Below are 21,785 nucleotides of genomic sequence, written 5' to 3'. Positions count from 1 at the left end.
CCGTACCGAAGCGAGTCGATCCACGCCTGGCAGTGGACTGGGATTGAGTCTAGTCCGTGCCGTGGCGGACCTGCACCAGGCTCAGATTGTGCTTGAAGACAACGCCCCGGGGTTACGAATCAAGCTGATATTCCCACAATAGTAGAGACATGAGGACGCCGTCCTCCCTGTTTCAAGTCAAGTTCTCCGACACCTCTCATCAAGTATCACGTAACCCAACGGCATGACAAAGACTCGTAGGGCGTTGCACGAGAGCGCACCGCCCACCGGAGCGGTCCTCCATGAGGGGACCACTAGAGGCTTGCTCAGCCTTGACGGCATGCGAGCCAACAGGCAAATCCGTGATGTCAGCGTCATCTCGTACGTTTCAAAGCCACCTTGGTGAAATCCCCGGCATCCAGACCGGCCTGAAAGGCCCAGTCGTCAAACAACAAGCGAGTCGTCTTACCGCTTTGGTGATTGGTCATGAGCTGATCATGGGCCCGCCAATAGCGATCCAGATAGCGGCGATAATCCTTCAGCACCAGGGTCTTCAGCAACGCCTCTTTACGATCATAAAAGGCGATCCGCAACGGGATATAGCGTTCGGCATCCACCCAATTGACTTGCTTGGTGTAGCCGGAGTATTCATAGCGCGGGTATTGCTCCACCACATAGGTCTTGCGACCCTCCAGTTCCTCTTCACGCAAGTACTTGTAGTGATACTTGTCCACCTCGAAAGAGGTCAGGTCCTCATAGGCGAATTCACTGCCCATAAAGGGGCCGGATTTATTGCGCGAGGAAATGCGTTTGACACGCTTCAGGGCCGGTAGGTACAGCCACTGATCGTCCGGCTCAAGGGTGTGAGAGAACGACAGGAACGCCGTCCCCTTGAGATCGGCCGGTCGATCGAAGACCACCAGGCCCTTGTCGCCGTCCCGCGGCATCTCAAGGGATTTCAGGCGTAATTCACGCGTGCTTTCGTCACCTCGGCGGTTCTTTAGCCGCATGCTCATGGCCGCGCTGGAATCCTGCCAGCCGCGGTCGCGCCGCTCCACTTCCTGGGCGATCTCCAAGCCCCGTTGCTCGGCCGTAGCCGCCCACGCCGACGGCGACAACCAGACAGCCGCGACAATCATCAGAACAGGTCGCTTTAAGTTGAGATTGATCATGATTTATATCCTGTGGAACGAATTTTCGCGCAAGCCCTCAGGGATGAGGGTGAGGCGAAGGGACGCGTCGAACAACTCTTTCTTGTAGGATCAAGAGTCCAGCGAGATCGGTGCGAATTTGTGAAAGATCCGGGCTAGGAAACAGTACCGCCTTCCAAAGTCGGCTCGGCAATCACCTTGACGCTCTGCGCTGGTTCCTCGGCTTGGCGTTGCGCGGCGCCATCCGTAACCAACAACAAGGCCGGCAACAGCAACAGGTCAAAGATCAAGGCGATGCCTATAGTGAGGGCGGTAATCACACCCAAGTCGACGTTTTGCTTGAAGCTAGAAGAGGCCAACACCAGGAAGCCGGCGATCAACACCAGGGTGGTCACCACCAAGGCGAAGCCCACATGCGAGAAGGCGAAGCGCACGGCCTCCGGAGTCGATAGCGATTGCTCACGCTTGCCGCGCAGATATTTGCTCAAAAAATGTACGGTGTCGTCGACGATGATGCCTATGGTCATGCTGACGCCCACCACCAGTGACAGCCCGACTTGGCCCACAAACAATCCCCACAGCCCGAAAGCGATGACTGGGGGCAACAGATTAGGCACCAGACTCAGCAAGCCGACCTTCACCGAGCGCAGGCTGAGCATGAACAACAGCGAGATCAACACCAGGGCAAAGGTCAGGCTGATGGCCATATTGCCGACCGAACGTTGCGCCAGATTGGCGAACATGAACATGGGGCTGCCTACCACTACATCCAGATCCGGCAGTTCGTGTTGCAGCCAGGCGGCGACGCGGCGCTCGAATGCCAACATGTCCTTGGAAGACAGGTTGTGCAACGAGACCACTACCCGGGTGGCGGATTTATCCAGGTTCACTTGATTGGTGAGATCGAGCCCATACGGCAACGACATCTCATACAACAGCAGATATTGGGCCGCCAGCTCCTTGTCTTGGGGCAGCCGATGCCAGGCCGCGTCGTCGCCATGCAGGTTCCGGTTCAGGCGTTTGAGGATATCGCTGATGCTGTTGACGTGAACCACCTCGGGCTGAATCAGCAACCAGTCTTTGAATTGCTCCAGTTGCCGCAGATACTGCGGTTGCGAGATGCCATTTTCCAGCCCCGTCTCCAGCGAATATTCCAAGAAATAGGGGCCGACCAAGTGCTCGGAGGCATAGTCGGTATCGACCCTGAAGGCGGTGCTCTCGTCAAAGTACTTCCAGGTGCTCTCGGTGACCTCGTTGTTGGCGATCGACACCGACGCAGCAACGGTCAAGGCCCCCAGGCCCATCAGTAAGGCAGTACGGCGGCGGATGACGAAATCGGCCAATTTCAGCAATGAACGGCGGCGTTCGGGGCCAGTCGGTTTGACTCGCAACGGCAACAGGCTGATGCATGCCGGCAGCAGACTCAAGGAGAGTAAAAAGGCCACCGCCACCCCCAGCGCCACCATGTTGCCGAGATCATGGAAGGGCGGGATTTCAGCGAAATGCAGCGACAAAAAGCCGATGATGGTGGTCACCGTGGCGATGAAAATCGGCCCCAGATTGATGCGTAGACTCTCCACTATGGCCTCGCGCTTGGCCAAACCCGCGCGCATGGCGTGGATCATGGAGATCAACAAGTGCACGGCATGGGCCACGACCACGGTCATGACTATGGTCGGCGCCCCAGCGGAGACCGGCGTCAGCTTGACCCCTATCCAACCGGAAAACCCCATGGTAGCCACCATGGCGAGGACGATGGTGACCAAGATCGTCAGGGTCGCGCTAAGACTGCGCAAGGCGACTACCAACCCCAGTAAAATAATGCCGAACATCAACGGGATGAGGGTCCCCATATCTTGTTGCGAGGCCTCGATAAAGGCATTGTCCGCCATCACCAGGCCGGTCAAGTGGCTCTCAAGCTCAGGGTGGCTGTCGTGCAGCTGCCGTAACAAATCCCGTGCATAAGCGGCCACGGTGGGCGAACCCTCGGGCATATCCTTGGGCAGGTTGATGGTGACGTTGACCGCCGTGACCCGGGCGTCGGCGGAGACGAGATTGTTCACCAACAGGGGCTCGCTCAAGGCGATTTGCCTCACCCGCGCCAGTTGCCCGGTGTCCAAGGTCTCGGCATCGCGCACCAAATCCTCGACCACCAAATCATCCTCGCGGGCATAAGTCGCCTGGAAGTTGGTCACGGAATCGACGCGCACGGAGTACGGCATGCGCCAGGCTTGAGCCGTCAGCCATTCCACCGCCGCCAGGGTCTCGCGGCTGAACACATCCCCGGATTGGGGCGTCAGCAGGATGATGACATTGTCCGACTTGGCGTAGGTGTCCCGCAGTTGCTTGAAACTCGCCAACTGGGGGTTATCCTCGGCAAACCACACCTCATAATCGGCCGCGAAGGCGATGAAACGCCCGCCCCCGGCAATGCCGAAGACGAGCCCCACGACCAGCAGCGTGGTCAACCAACGCCAACGCACCAGGGCGCTCGCGAGTCGCGCAATCTTCGTATCCATAGCGGCTTCCGCGCTCATAAAAGTTCCCTTTTCGGCGGTGAGCCGCCGAGGTTTCAATCGTCAATGACAAAAAGACCCGACTCCGGATCACTAGCCGGCATTGATCAGCTTGAGATCCCCGCGGTCCATGCCCGCGATCAAATCTCCCCGCGGTCCATGCCCGCGATCAAATCACTCAAGGCCTGGCGTAAGCGTGGCCCCATCTCGGCGTGCGCGGCCAGACCTTGCGCATCCAAATCACTGCCCAACACCGGTAAGGTGATGGAGGCTTGCGCATTGATGATTGCGCCCATCAGGCTCAAGGTCTCTTTCAACGCCGCCAAGGCGATGGAGGCACGAGGCGAGGCATTGAACACGGCCACCGGTTTATCGATGAACTCACCGCTACCGACGATCCAATCCAAGGCGTTTTTAATCACGCCGGTGACGCCATGGGCGTACTCGGGGCTGGCGATCAAGACGCCGTCGGCCTGCCGCAATTGCGCCCGAAAATCGCCGACCGCCGCCGGTGCCGGATGTTCGAAATCCTCACCCTCTATGTCCGGATTGAACAGCGGCAACTGCCCCATGCCCTCGTAGAACAGCACCCGAGTGCCGACGGGGGCGGCCAGGGCCGCGGCGCGCAGCAGCGTGCTGTTGGTGGATTGCCTTCGCAGACTCCCCGATAAACCCAGTAATGTCGTCATTCTAATTCCTCGCAATTGGCCGCCCGGCGGCGTATCTCTCAAGCAATCACCAAGTCACGGGCAGTGCTTTCAACCCGTACAAGACCATTTCATGCCGGTAAGACAAGCTATCTTGCGGCACCGCCACCTGGAGGGTCGGCACGCGACGGAACAGGGTTCCCAAGGCGATCGCCAATTCGGCCTTGGCGAAATGCGTGCCCAAGCACTTGTGTATACCGTGCCCGAATCCGACGTGATGCGTGTTGTCGCGGTGGATATTGAAGTCATCCGGAGCGTCGAAAACGGAGGCGTCGCGGTTGGCGGAATTGATCATGATCAACACCCCTTCCCCGGCCTGAATGCGCTGCCCCCCGATTTCCATATCCGCCAAGGCGGCGCGGGGTAGACCGGCGTGATTGATGGAGAAATAGCGCACCAATTCATCGACCAGTTTGTCGCCCAGTTCCGGCGCGCCCAGGAATTCTCGCAATTGTTCGGGATGCTCCAGCAACACCACCACGCCCAAGGCCATCACCAGCGCCATGGTGTCATAAGCCCCCAGCAATACCAGTGCCGCCAGGCCGACCATTTCCTCGTGGCTGGGCTGCCCCTCCGTCTTGGCCTCGCGAATCAAGCGACCCAACAAATCATCCCCGGGTTGCTGCTCCTTGGCCGTGATCACACTATCGAAATAGCCCAGCAAGGCGACCGCGGCCGCTTCGGTCTCGGCCGCGGTACAGGTGCGATCCAAGACGATATCGGTATGGGTTTGAATGAACTTGTGATCCGCTTGCGGCACCCCCAACAATTCGCAAATCACGCGCGAGGCGATGGGCACCGCCAACACCTTCACCAAATCCACCGGCGGCGGCAGGTGCAGCATGTCGTCCAGCACCTCATCGACGATTTCCTGCATGCGCGGCTGTAACGACTGCACATGCGAGGCCATGAACTCCTGGGTGACGGCACGCCGCAAGCGGGTATGGTCCGGGGCATCGGCCTGCATGAAAAATCCCGGCGGCGGCGGTACTTCACCGGGGATATACGAGGGGTAACCGGGCGATCGGGGGTCGGAACTCAAGCGCCGGTCAACCAAGGCCGCGCGAATATCCTCGTGCCGGGTGACCAACCAGGCGACATCACCGCGTGGGGTACGCACCTGGGAGACCGGTTGTTCCAAACGCAGGCGCTGGTATTCCGGTGGTGGATCGAAGGGGCACACCCGTTGCGAGGGCATGGCTGGGATATCGACAACGTCTTCCATGGGGGGCTCTCTCTCTACGGTTGACAAAAAAACCGGCGGCTCAGGCTTGGGCCAAATCGGTGACCAAGGCCTTGGCCAAGGCCTTGGCCAAGGTCCCCACCGTGGGGTAGTCCCACATCACCGTGGGTTCCAATACCAAGCCCAGGTGATCCTCGATGTCACCGGACAAGGTCAGCGCAAAGACCGAATCCAGGCCATATTCCGCCAGGGGGACATTGGGCTCTATGTCTTGCGGCTGCTTTTGCACATAGTCCGCTACGCGCTCGGCCAACCAATGGCGCAAACTGTCTTCTGAAGCATGTGATTCCTGAATAGACATTGTTTAAGATCCTTGTTGAACCAAAGAAGGGGTATCCGCATGACGCCAGACGGGTAGCGAGCGGCAGGCCAGATCAAAGCTTTGCGCCTGCTCATACCGGCCTGCCAACTCATCGTACAAACGTCCCTCCAAGGACGGCGGCAGCGCGCTTGCCCGCTTGTCGAGTTGCGCATCCAGGCGTTGCAACGCCGCCAAGGCCCAAACCGGCTCGGCTACAAAGCCGCCTTGACCGCGATTGGCCTGGTAGAGGTTGAGACAGGCGCTGGCGGCGATGACCAAGGCATAGCGGCGGGTCAAGTCATAGTGCTTGGGGTGGGCCATGACGGTGAGTTGCTGCGGCTTGAGCGCGGCACATTCGCTCTGTAACTGCGTCAACTCCGTCGCAAACCGATCCGCCAAGCGGGTCAGTTCCTCCTGAAACGGCCCTGTCATCCGGCGGCAGCGATCACGAGCGGCCAGCAATGAACCGCTCAAACCGTCTTTACCACCGGAGCTTAAGGCCAATTGCTCAAAGGCCAGCGGCGGCAAGTCCGCATCCAGGCGAAAGGTCGCCTCCGGCGCCGGCTCGGCCTGACCCCAGGCCTGCCGCGCCAGACGCGGCAACTGCGGCAATATCGTCATCTGACAAGCCACCCGGGCGACATGACCAAAGCCCACCGGGCGGACATCGCGCAGGAACTTCTGAAACACCGAGTGCTCACCGTCGCGCAGATAAAAATGCGCCCCCAAGATGCCGGATAAGCTGTTCATAGCGTCGATCATGATCTTGGGCACCAGGTATTTCACCGCCGGTGCCGTGATGCAGGTCTCGCCGGGGATGGTATGCATGGCCCGCGCCACCGTGGTGGATAAGGCATCACAGATCAATAAATCGACAAAGGCATCCACCATCACCGAACGCGCCTGCGGCAGTTCGGCCACGCTACGGCCATAGAGACGGCGGCCCTTGGCGTAGCGCAGCGTCAGCCGCAAACCGGTATCCAAGATGCCGAGAAACATCCCCGGCAAGGTGGTGCGGGTGATCTGGAAGGCCTTGATCGCCAACTCCAAGGCCTGCCCCGGCCGGCCGAGGATGCGCCGGGCCGGTATGCAGCAATCGTGAAACTCCACGCCGCCCAACTGCACGCCGCGCATGCCGACGCTGGGGAAACGGGGCAAATAGCGGATTTGCCCCTCCGGAATCTCGCTCTTGTTGACCAAGATCTGCGAGTGGCTGCGGCTACCGGCCCCCGTGGCGGTACGGGCATAAATCACCGCCGCATCCGCGCGCTGGATATTGGAGGTCACCTGTTTACTGCCGCGCAGCCGCAGTTGATCCCCCTCCGGCATGGCCTCGAAATCGATGTGCGCCAAATCGTTGCCGTGATCCAACTCGTAGTAGGAGCAGGCCAGCTTGCGGTTATTCAGCAACAAGCCGGCCACTTCACTGCTGTGTTGCGGGTCATCGGCGGTCCACACCACGCAGGAGGCGATCATGGAACTACCGCCATAGCCCAGTCCCAAACAGGGATCGTGGCGATACAGGGCGCGCATGAGTTCCATCATCTGGTCGATGCGCCGCAGTCTGCCGCCGAAACGCTCGGGAACGAATTCGGCATTCAAACCGAATTCGTCCAACAGGCGTTCGCCCGCGGGCAGCATTTCACCCGCCTCGTCGGCCGCCAATATGGCGGCAAACCCCACCGGATTATCTTCCGCCCAGGGATCACCAAAGCCTTGTTCCAACTCGGCGATGCGCGCTTCCAGGGTAGCCGCCGCGGGCAGCGAGACCGACTGCTTCATTTTCCACTCCTTGGTCCGGAATCAGACCACAGCGACACAGGGGATAGCGGGTCGCCGGACGCCAAGACATCGACCAAGGCCTCATAGGCGGGATAGTCCAAGCCCTCCCCACCCGGCAAGGCCCGCAAGCGATCCAAGGCAAAGGTAAGACAGGCATCGAGCCAACGGGCATGCGACCACAACGCTGCATTCCGCTCACAACCGGCCTCCGCATTGGCCAACCACAGGTGGACACAGACCGCGCCGGCGAAACACCACTCATAGCGGGCGGCATCCTGAAACGCCGCCGCCGGCACATCGCGCGGCGCCGGTCTGTAGGCGGCCATGGCGGCAATGGTCTGCTCGGTGGCCGTGAGCAAGGCGTCGATCTTGCGCATCGCGCCTAGCGCCAGACGACCACCGTCGGCCAGGACCCGGCAGCGCCGTACCGCCTGCGGCAAGGCCTGCACCGGGCTACAGCCCTTGGCGGACAACAATTGCAAGGCGGTGGGATCGAAATCCGCCAAGGCGAGGTCTAAATCCGTCGCCGCGGCGAGGCCGGCCTCGTCGCCATAGCCTTTGCCATAGGCCCGGGCCAGATTCGGAAATTGATTGATCAGCGCATTGCGATTGACCACCGTATTGCCGTCAAAGATGGCGATCAGGCGATGATCGCGCTCCAGTTTCGGGAACAGGCCATGGGCATACACCTCGGTGAGAAAGGAGCGCGCACCCATCAGTTCGCCGAGCTGGGCGATCATTTGATCCACCAACGACGGTACCAAGGCCTTGGTGATGGCGGAGATCACGCTCATTTCCGCACTTAGGGCGTGAATGGCGCGGCTGGCCACCGTGGTCACGGCCTCGGCCAACAACAGCCCGGCCATCGCCTCGCCCAGGGTGAAGCGGGCCGGCGGCAGGTCGATCAAGTGGCGCTCATACAGGCGATGGCCCTTGGCGAAATCGGTGACCAAGGCCAAGGCCCGGTCCGCCGCCCCCAAAGACAAGCCGACACAAGCGGTACGGGTGATTTGTAACGCCTTGAGGCTGATTTCTATGCCTTGGCCAACCTCACCGATCAATGCCTCTGCCGGTATGAGGGCATGCTCGAACGCAATGCCGCTGATATCCGCTCCGCGAATGCCGTGGGTGCGTTCCTTGGGGAGAAAACGATAGCTGTACTCCGGCAAGGTGCGCTTGTCGATCAAAAACAGGCTGAATCCGCGCGGGCCGCCGCCGGCATCGGTACGCGCCAATACGCAAATCATCTGGCCGCGGGTGGCGTTGTTGATCAACCATTTCTCGCCATTGATACGCCAGCCGCCGTCGCAACGCTCGGCGCTCAGTTCGCCGGCCAACAAATCACTGCCGTGATGGCGCTCGGTCAAGCCCCAGGAGACCACGGTGCCGGCGGCGATTTCGGCCCCCAGCGCCGCGGCCTGTTCCGGCCGACCGGCAAGCCAGGTGCAGATCCCCCCGAGAAAGGTCTTGCCGTGACCGATGGCGGCGGTGAGATCCCGACGCGCCACCGTACGCCACAATGCCGGCAGATCGGGATAGCTCGCCAGTTTGCCGCCAAAGCCCGTGGGGACGTAGTGGCGGCTCAAACCAAATTCCTGCAACACGGCATAGGCCGCGGCCGGAAAGGCCTCTTGTCTATCCAACTCGGTGACTTGCGCCGTCCCGAACGGCTGATCCTCATGCTCCAGGCCGCTGATCACCCCTTCCAAGGCCATCACCGGCGACACCGCCTCCAATCCTGTCGTCAGCGTCATATCCTCGCTTCCTGTGTTTGACCCATTGGGTTTTCCTGCACCGGCACCAGCGGGGATTGTTCATTTCCCCCCTGCACCCCGGCGTCCAAAGATTGATACAGCACCGGCAAATCACCGCGTAAAAACGCCTGGCGCATCAAGGCGCGCCGGATCTTGCCGCTGGTGGTACGCAACACCCCGCCCGGGCGCAGCAACAACACCCCCGCGAGTTGTACGCCGAACTCCTGGAACACTCCGAGCTTGATCGCGGCCACGATCTCTTGTTGGCGCTGCGGCCCGACATTGCCGGGGATCTCATGGGTGAACACCACGGCCTCTCCTTGTTCCGCGACATTGACTGTGAACACGGCGCCGAAGCGGCTACTGAGTTCGACGATACGCAGGCGCATCTCGTGTTCCAGATCTTGCGGATACAGATTGCGCCCATGCACGATCAAGATCTCTTTCATGCGGCCGGTGACATAGATCTCATCATCGAAACAGACCCCCAAATCGCCGGTGCGCAAATAGCCGCTGTCGCCGTCCGCCGTGGTCGCCTGAAAGGTGCTGGAGGTGGCCTCCGGATTGCGCCAATAGCCGTGCGCGACGCTGCCCCCCCGCAACCAGATCTCACCCACGGCACCGGCCGGTTGCACCTGTTGCGTGACCGGGTCCACGATGCGGACATCGAAGTCGCGCGCCGGCCCGCAGCTCACCAGGTGACGGCTATCCACGGCCGACTCGGCCAAACGGAACACATGCTGCTCCAACAGCTCGCTGTTCACTTGACGGATCACCGGCGAGCGTTGCGCGGCCCCGGAGATGAATACCGTCGCCTCGGCCATGCCGTAGCAGGGACACAAGGCCTGCTCACTGAAACCGGCGGCGGCAAAGCGCTCGGCGAAGGCCTGAATAGTAGAGGCCTGAATCGGCTCGGAACCATTGATGACGAAGCGCCAGCCGGAGAGATCGATAGCGGCGAGCTGCTGCTCGGTGATGCGGCGGCGGCACAGATCAAAGGCGAAGTTGGGCGCGCAGGAGTGCTGCACATCGAACTTATCGATCATGCGCAACCACAGATGCGGGCGTTTGAGAAAGGTATTGGGCGTCATCATCACGCAGGTACTGCCGAGAAACAGCGGCGGCAGCAGTTGCGCCATCAAGCCCATGTCGTGATACAGAGGTATCCAACCGCCGAAGCGGGTCTGGGCATCAAAACCCAAGGCACGACGAAAACTGGCGGCATTATGTTGCAGATTGCGGTGAGAGATCATCACGCCTTTGGGGTCGCCGGTGGAACCCGAGGTGTATTGCAACAAGGCGAGAGTATCGCCGGCCAGCTCCGGCAGGCGCCAGGCATCGGCGCTACCAAAGTCAAAGGTATCCACCGCCACTGCCGGCACGTGGCTCAAGCCTTCGGCTTGGGCCCAGTCTTGTACCGTGGAGAGGTTGGCCGCATCGGTGAATACGGCGCCGATGTCGGCACTGGCGGCGATGGCCTTCACCCGTCGGCGTTGATGATGATATTGCCCCGGCAAGGGCGCCGGCACGGCAATCATCCCGGCGTACAAACAGCCCCAGAACGCGGCGGCAAAATCCAGGCCGACCGGAAACAACAACAATACCCGTGAGCCCGTCTCCAGGTGTTGCTGCAACCAGCCGCCGATGCGGCGCGCGGCCGTGTCCAACTCCCGGTAAGACCAGGTGTCGGCGCCATCCTCGCGGTCGGGATTGCGCACCAGGATGAGCGCCTCTTGCTCACCGCGAGCCGAGGCGTGACCGCGCAACACCGCAACGACATGGGCCGCCTGTTCGAAATCTCTATCCGGCATGGCCTCGCCGCCGCCGGGCTTGGGTAGAGAAGAGGGTGGACGTCGATTCATAAGGGCCTTCCTTTGCAGGCGGCGTTTAAGGGTGGGGAAGAAAGCCGCTGGACACGAAGTAGTCCAGATAGGCATTCATCAGTGCTTGATCCAGGGGCCGGCAAGTGATGCCGGAACCGGACAGCGCCGCCCGCAGGTTGGTGGCGTCGAAATCGGGCTTACTGCCGGCATCGCCCGCATCCGCTGACGGCGCGTCAGCACCGAACAAGGGGAAAAAGCGCGACATCTCGTTCTCTTCGCCACGCTCCAGCGCTGCCGCCAGCTCGCGGTACCAGTCGGCATAGGGCAAGGAACGCAAGCGATAACCATAGGTACGCAACATGTCCACGGCGTCGCGCCAAGGCAGCGGCCGGGTCGTCAACAGATTGAATTGGGTGTTCAACGTCTCGCCGGCCAAGGCGATATGGGCCAGGGCCTGGGCACAGAAATCGACCGGAGTAATCTCTAAGGTGACATCGAAATCCAACTCGGCACCGAGCTGGATACAGCCCTTGATGGCGGCATTGAGATAGGTATCCGGGGCGCAAGCACCGCTGTCTTGCGCCCCGGTGATCTGCCCGGGCCGATAGATATTGCCGGGGATACCACGCGCACGCGCCTGCGCCAGCAAGCGCTCGGAGACCCATTTGGTCTGCCGGTAACCGCCCGCCAGGCCATTCGGCTCGGTGACCTCTATCTCCTGGTGACAGGCCTCGCCGTCGACCCCGGCAAAGACCGCCAACGTGGAGACATAGTGCACCGGCTTGATACGCTGCAGGCAGGCCAGACGCAACACCTCCAAGGTGCCGAGTACATTGGTCGCCTTGAGATGGCGATACGGCATGGCGTAGTTGGAGACGGCGGCGTTGTGAATAATCATCTCAGCGCCGACCGCCAGTTGCCGATAGGCCGCTTGCGACACCCCCAAATAAGGCTTGCCGACATCGCCTACCACGGCCTGCAAGCGCAAGGCATAGCCCTCTCGCCAGAGACCGTAGCGCTGCATATTGCCACGCACCCGCGCCAGCGCTTGTTCCGCGTCGTGCGCCCGCACCAACACCAGGATGTCGGCGGTTGATCTCTCCAGGAGCTCGCGCAACAAGAAGGCCCCGGTATAACCGGTAGCCCCGGTCAGCAGGATACGGCGATAGGGGGCCGGGGTTGGCGGTAGCGTCCCCGCCTCAGGCGCCACATCCGTCGGTAACTCCGCTTCCGCAATGAGTTCGGCATCGGTCAGATTCTGCACCCCGCCGCTAGGCGCAACCTCAGCGTGCCCCTCCAACATCCGTACCACGCCGGTAATGCTGGGTTGTTTGAACAAGCGTTGCAGATCGAGCTTGACGCCGAAGGCCTCGCGCACCTTGGCGGCCATTTGCACCGCCGACAGGGAATCACCACCGCGGTCGAAGAAATTGTCCCGCACACCGATGCGATCCAGGTGCAGCAAATCCCGCCAGATCTCGGCGATTCGCAATTCGGTCGGCGTGCGCGGCGGGTCGAAGTCCTCGTCTTGCTCCGCCTCTGCCTGCGGCAAGGGCAAGCGTTTGCGATCGACCTTGCCGTTGGGCAGTTTCGGCAATTGCTCCAGGATGACGAACCGCGACGGCACCATGGCCGCCGACAGGTGCTCGCGGGCAAAGGCGCGCACATCCGCCATCAGCCCGGAGGCCGAGGTTACGGCCAGCGGATTGTTGGTCTGGCTCGGGTTGGGGGTATTCATAACAGATACTCCGCGGCTTCGGCTGCGGTGGGGTGTAACTCGGCATCGGGCGTCGGCGCCCAAGCGCCCGCTGCGGCCCGGCAGGCACTGAACTCGGCATCAAATTGCCACATGGGTTGCGAACCGGTCACCAACAGCCGCACCTCGCGCCCGTGGCGCTCGGCCAGTTGCATGACCGCGTGAGGGTCCAGGCCGGCGGCGGCATCCAGTGCCCACAGCTCGCGCTCCACATCCCAGGCGGTGGAGACCTCATCCGTAGCGGCCAGTAACGACAAGAGGTGGCCGGCACGCAGCAAACGGCGATTGACCACGCCTGTTACCACCAAGGTCTCCTCGTCGGCCAGACCCGCCAATTGATCATCCAACGCCTGCAAGGCATCCGCGGCGTCGCGCAAGCGACTCCAGGGCCATTCGCTATCCGCCGGCGCGGGCTGGGCCAAGGCCGGCCCCAGCAAGGTGACGTCATAGCGAAAATGCGTCATTTCGTTGGCGCTGGGGTTGCGTTTCAATTCGATTCTCAAGCCATGGCCGTGACCGTGCTTACGCACCAAATCGCGGAAAAATGCGGTAGAGACGCACAGCTCACGCTCGGCCGCGAGCTGCCGCTTGGCGGTACGCGCCAACTCGGCGACCGTGGTAAACGACTGCGCGCGATAGAGTTGCACCTCGGCATGGAAGGCCGGCAACAATTCCAGACTGCGGACATCGCCGATGAAGACCGTCCCCGTGTCGCCCACCAAACGCAAGGCCGCGCTCAAGACCTGTTCGAGATAATCCAGGCTGGGGAAATATTGGATGACCGAATTGAGGACCAAGGTCGCCCCCGCCATCGGCGGCAACTGCAGTAATTCCATGGCGTCGCCGGCCCGCAGCTCGACCCGACCGCGGTGCAAATACTCCGCTTCCAGCGCGCCCGCGGCCCGCTGCAAGGCCGTGGCGGAGACATCCAGCCCCAAATAATGCTCCACGGTGGGCGCCAGCTTACGCAACAACAGACCGACGCCGACGCCGATCTCTATGATGCGCACGGGCTTTAGCTCGGTGATGCGGGCTACCGTATGTGCCAACCATTCCTGCATCTGGTCTTCGGGGATGGCGGCACCGGTATAACTGCTGGCCCAACCGGAGAACGGATTCTCCGCCGTCTCGCCACCACTATAGGCGCTCTCCCATACCTGGCCCCAATAGTCGACATGGGCCGCCTCGGCCTCGCGCCTGACCGCCTCATCGGCAGTGGCCAGGTAGGCGATCAATTCCACCCCACCCGCGGCGTTCTCGGCCGCCACCACCGCCACCGAGGACAAACGCGGGTGGCGCGACAAGACGCTTTCCACCTCATCCGGCTCGATACGATGGCCAAGGATCTTGACTTGGCGATCGACGCGGCCCAGGAACTCCAACACGCCGTCTTCGCGCCAACGCACCCGGTCGCCGGTACGGTAGACCAAGCCGGCGCCCCAAGGATGCGATGGAAAACGCTCGGCGGTCAGTTCAGGGCGACCGAGATAGCTGCCGGAGACACCGTCGCCCGCGATCCAAAGCTCACCTTCGACACCGATGGGTGCAAGCCGCCCCTGGGTATCCAATACCAATAATTCGGTATTGGCGATAGGCCGGCCAATGGGGATGACACCGTCCGCGATATCCCGTTGCGGTTGCAGTTCATGCACCGTCGACCAGATCGTGGTCTCGGTGGGGCCGTACATATTGAACAAACGGGTCCGGGGCAAGCCCGCGACCAAGCGTTCGGCCAGACCGACCGGGAAAGGCTCACCGCCCACCAGCACGGCCCGCGTCCCGGCCAAGGCCGCCAAGGCCTCGGGTTCCGCCGTGACGGCGGTAAAGAAAGACGGCGTGGCCTGCACTATGCTCAAGCCGTGGCGACGGCAGAGCGCGCTGAAACCATGCTCCGCCTCTTGGCTCTCGTGCTCGTGGCGCCCCGCCAAATGATTGATCATGTGCTCGCCGGCCACGACCACCTTGGCGCCGCGGCTCAACGGCCAGAACAGCTCCAATACCGAGATATCGAATGAGACGCTGGTCAAGCCCAGTACCACATCCTCGCCCCCGCAACCGATGCACCGGTCCATGCCGAGGAAGAAGTTGACGACATTCAGGTGACGAATGACGGTCCCTTTGGGCCGGCCGGTAGAGCCCGAGGTATAGATGACATAGGCGACATCATTGCCGCCGGCGGTCACCGCCACCGGTGCCGCTGACTGCCGGCCTATCGCCGCGGCATCGGCGCTGATATCGACCAACTTGGCCACCGGCAATGTGCGCGGACCAGAGCCGTCGACCAACAGGCAGCGCAAGGCCGCATCCCTGGCGATGAAACTCAGGCGATCGCTGGGGTAGTCGGGGTCCAGCGGGACATAGGCCGCACCGGTCTTCATCACCCCCAGCAAAGCGATGACCAGGTCCGCCGAACGGCCCATGCTCACGCCCACCCGATCGCCGCGTTGCACGCCCTGGGCCAGCAAATGGTGGGCGATGCGGTTACTGCGCCGTTCCAACTCGGCATAACTGATCGTTTCCCAGCGGTACGCCAAGGCCACCGCCTCGGGCCGCAGTCCGGCCTGATGCCGGATCAAGCCGGGTATGGTGTCGGCCGGGTTGTAGGCGGCAGCGGTGTCGTTCCAGAGCGCCAATTGCCGCCTTTCCGCTGCGGCCAGTAGATCCAAGTCCGCCACCTTGGCCTCGGGCGTGGTATGGATGGCGTCCAAGGCCCGGCGATAGTAACCGCCCAAGCGCTCGCAAAACGCCGGCGCCAACCAGGCGAGATCACAGTCCAGCCACAGGCCCAAGCCGCCGTGAACGGGATCGACCAGGAAGTTGACCGCCAACGGGAAGTTGGTCTCCGCCACGCCGAAGGCATCTCTGATCAATACCTCTCTGGCCCCGTCCTCGTGCCACTCGACATGGAAGTCCATGAAATTGACATAGTTATCCAATGCCAACTGCCCCGCCAGGTCTTGCTGCATGCGCACCAGGGGATAGCGACCGTAGGGCGTCACCGCCTTTTCGTAGTCGAACACCTGGCGCGCCAACGCCAGCAGGGAGACCTCGCGCGTGTCCATATGCAGCGGCAAAGTATTAAGAAACACCCCGATCACCTGATCGCCGCCTTGCTCCTGGAGACGGCCGTTGAAGACCATGCCCGCGCTCACACTATCACTGGCGCAGACCAGGCGTAATACCGCGAGATGCGCGGCGATGAGCAGGGATTTCAACGGTAAAGCCTCGCGCCGCGCCAGTTGCCGTAGGCCGGCCGCCAAGGCCGACGGCAGCTCGACCGGATAGGAGCGATGCGCGGTCGCGGTGACAGTGGCGCCCTCCGCCTTGCGCTTGGGCAACGGCGCGGGCTCGAAGTCATGCAAGCGCCGTTGCCAGAATTCGGCCATGCCGGCATCGGCCGACACCTCCCGCTCCAGCGCCACGAAATCCCGATACCGTGAGGCGACATCCGCCAGCCGCAATTCCTCGTCCGCCAAATGTGCCCGGTAGCGTGCCAGGATCTCCTGCAGCATGAGCACATCGCTCCAACCGTCCAACACGACATGATGCTCTACCACCGAGAGTTGGAAGCACTCCGCACCGCGGCGATGTACGCAGAAAAACACCAACGGCGGCGCGCTGGGGTCAAAACGGTGGAACTTGTGCCGCTCAACCCAGGCCCGTATCCGCGCTTCCTGCTCTGCCGCCTCCAGGGCGGATAAATCCTCGCCTTCATGCAGCGGCACCCGCACCCGCTCATGGACCAACTGCAAGGGCTCGGAGAAAGTGGACAAATCAAAGGAACTGCGTAGCGCGGGGTGGCGTTGAAAGGTCTCGGCAATGGCCAAGCGCAAGGCCTCTAGCCGATAGCGCGCCGCAACCTGCAAGCTGGTCACCACGCGATAGACCGATGAATCGGCATCGAATTCGGCCTGAAACAACATACCGCCCTGCATGGCGCTCAAGGGATAGGCATCGACCAGGCCACCGGGTAGAGCGGCCTGGTCCGCCGCCGTAATCATGGCAAAGGGCGCCGATGTCCCAGGCATCGGCGGTGCCGCATCCGCGGTGCTCAAACGCGGTGCCAATTCCGCGATGGAGGGAAAACCGAACAGGTCTTGGATATCAAAGCTATAGCCTTGTCGCTCCAGTAGGGCCCGTAGCTTGATGCTGTGCATGGAATCTCCGCCCAAGGCGAAGAAAGAGTCTCGAATACCCAACTCGGTCAGGCCCAATACCTCCCGCCAGGCCGCATGCAGCAGGTGCTCAAGCTCGTTACGCGGCTGCTCGGCAACCGCGCCATTGTCCGCTACCGATGCCACAGGCACCGGCAAGGCACGCCGGTCGACCTTGCCGTTAGGCAGCAAAGGTAAGACATCCAAGACGGTTATCTGCGCCGGCACCATATATTCCGGCAGGCGCTCGGCCAAGGCCGCCGCCAGCGCCACTGTATCCAAGGTCTCGCCGACGGCCATGACGACATAGGCCGCCAAACGGCGATCCCCGGCTTCGGCCTGCCAGGTGGTCACCACGGCATGCTCCACACCGGGATAACCCAACAGGGCCGACTCGATCTCCCCCAGTTCTATGCGGTAGCCCCGGATCTTGACCTGCTGATCCATGCGCCCCAAGAACTCGATGGCACCGTCTTCCCGGTAGCGAGCCAAATCTCCGGTGCGGTACCAGGTGCCATCGGTGGGGCCGGCGATAAAGCGCTCGCGATTGAGTTCGGGCCGGTTAAGATAGCCCAGCGCCACCTGTACGCCGGCGATATACAACTCCCCGGACACACCTATGGGCACCGGCTGGCCGCGCTGATCCAGTAAGTGAATTCGGGTATTGGCGACCGGCCGCCCGATGGGGATGGGCGCGGTCGCATGCTCCGGTCGGCAGCGCCAATAAGTCACATCCACCGAGGCCTCGGTAGGGCCGTAGAGGTTGTGCAATTCGATCCCGGCGGTGGCGGCGTCATAGCGCCGGAAAAAGGCCGCCACCGTCTCCGGCCGCAATGCCTCGCCGCTGCACATGACTTGCCGCAAACCGGGCAGCTCGGCGGCTTCCGGCTCGGCCAGAAACAGGTCCAGCATGGGCGGCACGAAATGCAAGGTCGTCACCCCTTGCTCACGAATGGTCCGGGCGACATAACGCGGATCTCGATGCGCGCCGGGTGCGGCCAAAAACAAGCGGCAACCGACCATCAGCGGCCAGAAAAACTCCCACACCGAGACATCGAAGGTGAAGGGTGTCTTCTGCAAGACGCAATCGTCCGCGCCCAAGGCGTATTCCTCTTGCATCCACAACAAGCGGTTGACGATTCCCCGATGCGGTACAGAGACCCCCTTGGGGCGGCCGGTGGAGCCTGAGGTATAGATCAGGTACGCGGGGTGTTCCGGGGTCAGCTCGGGACGGGGCGGCTCGGCGGCCTCCGGCAGGCCGGGCAGCAGGCTATCCACTTCCAGGGTGGTCACCTCCAGTTCGGCCAAGGTCTGCCGCAGGCCGGAGCTGGTCAAGACCAATCCGACACCGGCGTCCTGCAACTGAAAGTTCAAGCGTGCGCTGGGGAGTTCCGGGTCCAAGGGCACATAGGCCGCGCCGGCCTTCAACACCGCCAGCAATGCGATCACCAACTCCGGTGAACGCCAATCACAGACACCGACATACTGCCCCGGCGTTACCCCTTGCGCCAGAAGATGCCAGGCCAACTTGTCCGCCGCCGCCATCAACTGCCGAAAATCAAGCGTTCGCTCCGCGGTAGCCACGGCGACGGCATCCGGTGTCGCCAGCGCGCGCGCCTCTAGCCAATGATGCAGGCAACGTGACAAGTCATAGGGGCGATCGGTGGCATTGAAGACGGCATCGATGCGCTCGCGCTCACCCGCTTGCAGGATGTCGATGGCGCCGATCTCGGTGTCCAACCCGGCGTTCACCAGCCGTTCCAGCCAGAGCACGAATCGGCGCTGATGCACGGCGATATCCTCTGCCGTATACAACCCCGGGTTGGCATCGAAATAGAGCGTGGATTCAGAGCCGTCCGGCTTGCCGTAAAACCCGATCAGCACGTCTTTCACCGGCCCCGAGGACAGATGGTGCGCCTTGGAGACGACATCACCGAATCGCAAGCCGTGTTCGATGGCGATGACATTGACCACCGGACCACCGAGCTGGCCATCACCGGCTGTCGCACCCGTCGCACGCAACTCGCGCTGCAAGGTCTCACCGCGATAGCCCTGGTGTTTCAGCAGCAAGCCGATTTGATCCGCCACCTGGCGCCACAATTCCGCCAAGCTGATCTCGGCATGAAAGCGCAGCCGCAACGGCAATTCGTTGGCCATCATAAAAGGAGTAGCCATGGCCGCTTGATTGCTGCGACCCGCCACCGGCAAGGTCAGGACGATATCTTGGTTACCGGTCAGGCGGTACAAATAGGCCGCCACCGCCCCAATGACGACAACCGACCAACGCGACGCCGCCAGACGCGCGTGGGCCCGCAACTGCTCGACCAATTGCGGCTCCAACGCCATGCAGCGACGCAAAAAACCGGCTGCGGGGGCGGCGGAGCCATTGGCCAAGCGCGTCGCTGCCGGTGCGTCGGCCAAGGCGCCCAACCAGTATTCGCGATCCCTGGGGTAGCGAGCGGAATCCTGATACGCCTGCGCTTGATCTAAAAGTATAGCCAAGGGGCTGAACGGAGAGGCGCCCGGCTCATCCCGGGAGAGCCGGGTCGAGTAAATTTGTGCCAGACGACGCCAGTAAACGGACTGACCGAAACCATCTATGGCGATATGATGATAGCGAAAATAAAAATAGTAATGGTCCGACGACAACTTGAATAGAACCTGATCGAATAATGGGCCGGTTCTAAGATCAACCGCAGTACCGAGATTGCTCCACATCCAGGTGACGGCCGCGGCCTCGGGATCTATATCCGTAGCCAGATCTATAAGTTGATAACGGGCATCCGCAGCGGCATCCGCCACTTGCCTAATCTCGCCGTCTTGCTCCACGAAGCGCAACCGCAGCGCTTGGCATTCGGCCGAGGCGATAGCCACGGCTCGCTCAAAACAGGCCAGGTCCAGCGACCCTTGCAGCTCCAAGTAACCGCCACAATTGTATTGTGGATTAGTAGGTTCCAACTCCTGGGCGATCCACACGTCTTGCTGCGCAGCCGACAGCGGCATGCGCTCACCGGCGCCATCCGTAAACTTCATAAGTAGTTCCAACTTGACAAATCCGTTTAATCGCCGGCAAGGCGATCAGCCACCCTCAACCACGCCAAGCGCCAGGCAAGGGCCCCACAGAGCAAATTTAAAGAGTAGGCAACAAGAAAGGAGGCAAGAAAAGGAAAGAAAACACAAGAGCAGTGATATGACACAACTGTCAACTCTCCTTGCCAACATCCAATGACTACCGGTCATCTCGACCGTGTGGCGTATACTAGCAGTCAACAAGAATCAAACTCGTGAACGAGAGCACAATTCCACGATATTCAAATTATTTACGACGCTGTCAGCGAAGTAAATATTCAACCCACAAAAAGCTTAACTCCAACAGCGAGACCAAGCCGCATAGGCAGCATTAATCCCCCGCTTACATCAGGGAAAATCAAACCACATACAGCGACGCCCCAACAGCGCGTTAGCCGAACATCACCCGGGTTGCAATACCACCTACTCGGGCATCAAAGCCACCCACCCCCGGCGCAAACTGATTTCAAAAAGCAAGCCGGCACAAGGCCGAGGGTATGCCCAGGGGAACCGGGATTTCGTCGTCAATGGACTCCAGGTAGGCGGCATTCTCCTGATAACCATAGAATTGCTTTTTTTGCAGGATGCGGCCGACCGTTCCCACGACGATGAGATCCGAGCTCTCGATCAGTTCGCCGATCGACTCGGCCGGATGATAGTTTTCGAGGCTGCGAATGGATGGCTCGCTGGCGGGCGCGGATGCGGCACAGCAGGATATCGCCATTGTCAGTAGGGCAAGCAATGATCTATGAAGGGTGTTCATTATTTGGTCCATCAAAGTCATTTGGTCCATCAAAGTCTTTCGGGAAACAGTCGGATAAAAAAGGGTAGATCCTTGGTGTGCTACGGATACCACGAGCGAATCAGGTCGATGTCAGCTTGCTGAAGCGTATATATTATGTTGCTTGTATTGTACCCCTCGCAGACACTTACCGTTTTCATTATGCTGATGGGTGGGCAGGTGTGGTCGTGTCCAAGGCCGAGAATGTGGGCGAATTCATGGCGAATCATTCGGTTGGCATAACGTGAAGGGATGCTTGAATATTTTGAAGTATTGAATTTGACCCAGCCGTAGTCCACCCCGGCTGCCGCGCACAGCCCGGTTTGTTCGCCGGTAACGGTGTCGGCGCAAGGTTGGTTCAAAGGGAAGGAGCAAAGCGCCCCGCAAGCCAAACCGATCGCTATTTTATAAGAATATTTCATGCCGCTTTCCCTGTCATGCCGCTTTCCCTGTCATGCCGCTTTCCCTGTCATGCCGCTTTCCCTGTCATGCCGCTTTCCCTGTCATGCCGCTTTACCCTGTCATGCCGCTTTCCCTGTTATTATTGGCCGGTTTGGATGCATATGGATAACGTGAATGATAACCATGCTATCACAGCGATTCGGGAGGTGTCTATCGGACATGTATTGCATATGTCGGATCTGGGGCCTCGTTGTCCAATGTCATCAACTTAACGCCTAAGTCTTTGATTTTTGGCCGCGAGAGCCGAGGGCGATTTATTTCGTGGGTAGGACCGGCCGGGGCGTATCGGAACGACATCCTTCGCGAT

The 21,785-nt window shown here is 61.1% G+C and carries 12 protein-coding genes; all 12 read right to left on the bottom strand.

What is annotated here, in order from left to right; translation table 11 throughout:
- Nucleotides 1–353 precede the first annotated feature (353 nt).
- The 12 genes from ACYQ2W_RS19335 to ACYQ2W_RS19280 all read right to left on the bottom strand — a co-directional run bounded on the left by ACYQ2W_RS19335 (nt 354) and on the right by ACYQ2W_RS19280 (nt 21,438).
- Nucleotides 354–1,151 carry an outer membrane lipoprotein-sorting protein gene (locus ACYQ2W_RS19335; RefSeq protein ID WP_459870897.1) on the bottom strand — a complete coding sequence of 266 codons (798 nt, stop codon included), beginning with the start codon at nt 1,149–1,151 and terminating at the stop codon, nt 354–356.
- A gap of 134 nt (nt 1,152–1,285) precedes the next feature.
- Nucleotides 1,286–3,667, bottom strand: a complete 2,382-nt coding sequence (locus ACYQ2W_RS19330; protein ID WP_459870894.1) for an efflux RND transporter permease subunit — start codon at nt 3,665–3,667, stop codon at nt 1,286–1,288.
- Between the two features lie 119 nt (nt 3,668–3,786).
- Nucleotides 3,787–4,335, bottom strand: a complete 549-nt coding sequence (locus ACYQ2W_RS19325) for an NADPH-dependent FMN reductase (protein ID WP_459870891.1) — start codon at nt 4,333–4,335, stop codon at nt 3,787–3,789.
- Between the two features lie 46 nt (nt 4,336–4,381).
- A complete protein-coding gene (locus ACYQ2W_RS19320) occupies nt 4,382–5,578 on the bottom strand; it encodes a cytochrome P450 (RefSeq protein WP_459870888.1) in 1,197 nt (398 codons plus the stop codon).
- A gap of 40 nt (nt 5,579–5,618) precedes the next feature.
- Complete coding sequence (locus ACYQ2W_RS19315) at nt 5,619–5,897, bottom strand: acyl carrier protein (RefSeq protein ID WP_459870886.1); 279 nt, start codon at nt 5,895–5,897, stop codon at nt 5,619–5,621.
- Nucleotides 5,898–5,900: 3 nt separating this feature from the next.
- Nucleotides 5,901–7,679, bottom strand: coding sequence for an acyl-CoA dehydrogenase family protein (locus ACYQ2W_RS19310; protein ID WP_459870883.1), 1,779 nt, complete (start codon nt 7,677–7,679; stop codon nt 5,901–5,903).
- The gene (locus tag ACYQ2W_RS19305; protein ID WP_459870880.1) at nt 7,676–9,433 is read right to left on the bottom strand and encodes an acyl-CoA dehydrogenase family protein; all 1,758 of its coding nucleotides are present in this window, start codon (nt 9,431–9,433) and stop codon (nt 7,676–7,678) included. The genes ACYQ2W_RS19310 and ACYQ2W_RS19305 overlap by 4 nt, the downstream gene beginning before the upstream one ends.
- Nucleotides 9,430–11,295 (bottom strand): fatty acyl-AMP ligase, encoded by a 1,866-nt coding sequence (locus ACYQ2W_RS19300; protein ID WP_459870878.1) that lies wholly within the window; start codon nt 11,293–11,295, stop codon nt 9,430–9,432. Before ACYQ2W_RS19300 ends, ACYQ2W_RS19305 begins: the two co-directional genes overlap by 4 nt.
- 25 nt (nt 11,296–11,320) lie before the next feature.
- Nucleotides 11,321–12,994: a thioester reductase domain-containing protein gene (locus ACYQ2W_RS19295; protein WP_459870875.1), complete on the bottom strand. Its 1,674-nt coding sequence runs from the start codon at nt 12,992–12,994 to the stop codon at nt 11,321–11,323.
- A complete protein-coding gene (locus ACYQ2W_RS19290; protein ID WP_459870872.1) occupies nt 12,991–20,199 on the bottom strand; it encodes an amino acid adenylation domain-containing protein in 7,209 nt (2,402 codons plus the stop codon). The genes ACYQ2W_RS19295 and ACYQ2W_RS19290 overlap by 4 nt, the downstream gene beginning before the upstream one ends.
- 502 nt (nt 20,200–20,701) lie before the next feature.
- Nucleotides 20,702–20,998, bottom strand: coding sequence for a hypothetical protein (locus tag ACYQ2W_RS19285; protein WP_459870869.1), 297 nt, complete (start codon nt 20,996–20,998; stop codon nt 20,702–20,704).
- Between the two features lie 80 nt (nt 20,999–21,078).
- Nucleotides 21,079–21,438 (bottom strand): zinc metalloprotease, encoded by a 360-nt coding sequence (locus ACYQ2W_RS19280; RefSeq protein WP_459870866.1) that lies wholly within the window; start codon nt 21,436–21,438, stop codon nt 21,079–21,081.
- Nucleotides 21,439–21,785 lie beyond the last annotated feature (347 nt).

Source organism: Endothiovibrio diazotrophicus (genome assembly GCF_054657215.1).
Note: the sequence above shows the minus strand (reverse complement) of the source record. Positions and strands in the feature narration are given on the sequence as shown.